Genomic DNA, 2,633 nt, shown 5'->3' on the forward strand with positions numbered 1-2,633 from the left:
CTGTCGCTGCTCGCCACCCGCCGGTCGGGCAAGCCGCGCGATCTGGTCGCCCCCGGCCCCTCGCAGGACGAACTGGTCGCGATGATCGGCATGGCGGGGCGCACGCCCGATCACGGGAAACTGACGCCGTGGCGGTTCGTGATCGTGCCGGACGACCGGCGCGACGCGCTGGCCGCGCTGCTGGTCGATGCCTATCGCGCCGAACGCCCCGCCGCGAAACAGGTCGAGCTGGACGCGATGGTGCAGTTCGCACGACAGGCGCCGGCGCTGGTGGTCGCGCTGTTTTCCCCGCGTACCGACAGCCACATTCCGATGTGGGAACAGGAATTGTCGGCGGGCGCAGCGTGCATGAACCTACTCCACGCAGTGCACGCGCACGGCTATGCCGGCGGATGGCTGACGGGGTGGCCGGCGTTTTCGGACGCGGTGCGCGACGCCTTCGGCGCGGCGCCGGAACGGATCGCGGGCTTCATGTTCATCGGCACGCCCGGCCGTCCGCTGGAGGAGCGGCCGCGTCCCGATCCGGCACGATTGTGGTCGATGTGGCGGGGGTAGCGGCACGCGCGACTCGACTTGGGCGCCCCATAGTGTATTAGAACAGCATGGCAGTTCTGAGCAGCGACGATTCCCCCGTCTATCTCCGCCTGCGCGCGACGATCGCGGCGGGGATATTGCGCGGGGATTATGGCGCGGGGGATCAGCTTCCCTCGGTTCGCGCGCTGGCTGCCGAACATGGCGCCAATCCGCTGACGGTGGCCAAAGCGTATCAGAGTTTCCAGGATGACGGCTATGTCGAGGTGCGGCGCGGCGTCGGCATGTTCGTGCTGGCCGGCGCGGCGGAGCGGCTGCGCGCGGCGGAGCGGGCGGATTTCGTCGCGCATCAATGGCCGCGCATCCACACCTGGATCGACCTTCTGGGGCTGGACGCGGCCGACCTGCTGGAACCGACGGCGCGATGACGCTATCCCCGCGCGGATGATCCGCCGCCTTGCCCCCGTTCTGATGGTCGCGCTGGCCGCCTGCCAGCAGCAGTCCGAACCCGCCACGAATGCCGTCACGCCTGTTCCCGTTGCGACCCCGTCACCCGCGGGCAGTCCGAGCCCCCCCGGACCGATGACGCGCTATGTCGGCAGCTATCCGACCGACGCCGTGAGCGGAACGAACTTCCTGGCCGATCCCATGGTCGGGGCTGCCGTCGCCGCGGCCGTGCCGGACAAAGCGATACGTGACCGGGTGCTGGACCGCGCGGTCACCGCGTCGCCGATCGTGATGTTCGACGGACGGGTGCTGTCATGGGGATGCGAGCCGCACAATTGCGGCCCGCACAATTGGTCGATCGCGATCACGCCCGACGGCAAGCGCACGGCGGTCTGCTATTACGATCAGGACGCCAAGGTCGCGCGCTGGTATCCCAAGGGGGCTGGGCCGAACCCGGACAGCGGCTGCCCCTCCGGCGACTGACCGTCAGAACGCGTCAGCCGGCAGCGCGTAGAGCACCGCCGCCGGCGCGTTGGCCGCGGCTTCCAGCCCGAACGCCTCGGGCAGGATCTGGTCGAGATAGAAGGCGGCGGCGGTCGTCCTCACCGCATCCCCCGCCGCGGCGCCCGCCTGCCGCTCCATCAGCCAGCCGCACGCAGCGACCGACAGCATCGTCAGGAACGGATAGCTGGCCGCCTGCCGGTCATCGGCCTCGACCGTCTGTAGCCGGCGGCCGACCGCCTCGCAGCTGTCGATCAGCCGGAGCAGTTGCGGATGGCGTGCCTCGCCCCGCATGTCGGCGATCAGATCGGCGAAGGTGCCGCCATTGGCCATCGCCAGCTTGCGGCCGACCAGATCGGCGGCCTGGATGCCGTTGGTCCCTTCATAGATCGGCGTGATCCGCGCGTCGCGGAAGAACTGCGCCGCGCCCGTCTCCTCGACATAGCCCATGCCGCCGTGGACCTGCACGCCGATGCTGGCGACTTCGTTGCCGATGTCGGTCGCATGCGCCTTGGCCAGCGGGGTCATGATTTCCAGCCGCTCCTTGGCCTTGGCATCGCCTAGCCCGGCGCGGTCGACCATCCCGCAGGCGTAATAGACCAACGCACGCGCGGCCATCGTCTGCGCCTTCATGCGCAGCAGCATGCGGCGCACGTCGGGATGCTCGACGATCGCGGCGGGGCGTCCGTCGCGCACGCCCTGGATGCGTTCGCGCGCATAGGCGGCGGCCTTCTGCGTCGCGCCCTCCGCCACCTGCACGCCCTGAAGCCCGACGTTGAGGCGGGCGTTGTTCATCATCGTGAACATCGCCCGCATCCCGCCCATCTCCGGGCCGATCAGTTCGCCGACGCAATCGTCATGGTCGCCGAACGACAGGACGCAGGTGGGGGAGGCGTGCAGCCCCATCTTGTGTTCGATCGACACCACCCGCACGTCGTTGGGCGTGCCGTCCAGCCGCACCTTGGGGACGAGGAACAGCGAGATGCCCTTGGTACCCTCCGGCGCGCCCGGCGTGCGCGCCAGTACGAGGTGCACGATATTGTCGGTCAGGTCGTGATCGCCGAACGAGATGTAGATCTTCGTCCCCTTGATCGCGAAGGTGCCGTCGCCGCGCGGGGTGGCGGTCGCGCGCAGCGCGCCGACGTCACTACCCG

General features: G+C 69.5%; 4 protein-coding genes. 3 read left to right on the plus strand and 1 reads right to left on the minus strand.

Annotation, left to right across the window (positions count from 1 at the left end):
- The 3 genes from AX685_RS05470 to AX685_RS05480 form a co-directional block, all read left to right on the plus strand.
- Window positions 1–555: nitroreductase family protein (locus AX685_RS05470; protein WP_156445690.1), on the plus strand; the 555-nt coding region annotated here is incomplete at its 5' end.
- Between the two features lie 47 nt (window positions 556–602).
- The gene (locus AX685_RS05475; protein ID WP_066486224.1) at window positions 603–959 is read left to right on the plus strand and encodes a GntR family transcriptional regulator; all 357 of its coding nucleotides are present in this window, start codon (window positions 603–605) and stop codon (window positions 957–959) included.
- A gap of 43 nt (window positions 960–1,002) precedes the next feature.
- Window positions 1,003–1,461, plus strand: coding sequence for a hypothetical protein (locus tag AX685_RS05480; protein WP_156445691.1), 459 nt, complete (start codon window positions 1,003–1,005; stop codon window positions 1,459–1,461).
- Window positions 1,462–1,464: 3 nt separating this feature from the next.
- Here the strand turns inward: AX685_RS05480 and AX685_RS05485 are convergent.
- The coding region (locus AX685_RS05485; RefSeq protein ID WP_066486228.1) for an acyl-CoA dehydrogenase at window positions 1,465–2,633 on the minus strand (1,169 nt) is incomplete at its 5' end.

The organism is Sphingomonas sp. CCH9-F2, from assembly GCF_001556735.1.
Lineage (GTDB): Bacteria > Pseudomonadota > Alphaproteobacteria > Sphingomonadales > Sphingomonadaceae > Sphingomonas > Sphingomonas ginsenosidimutans.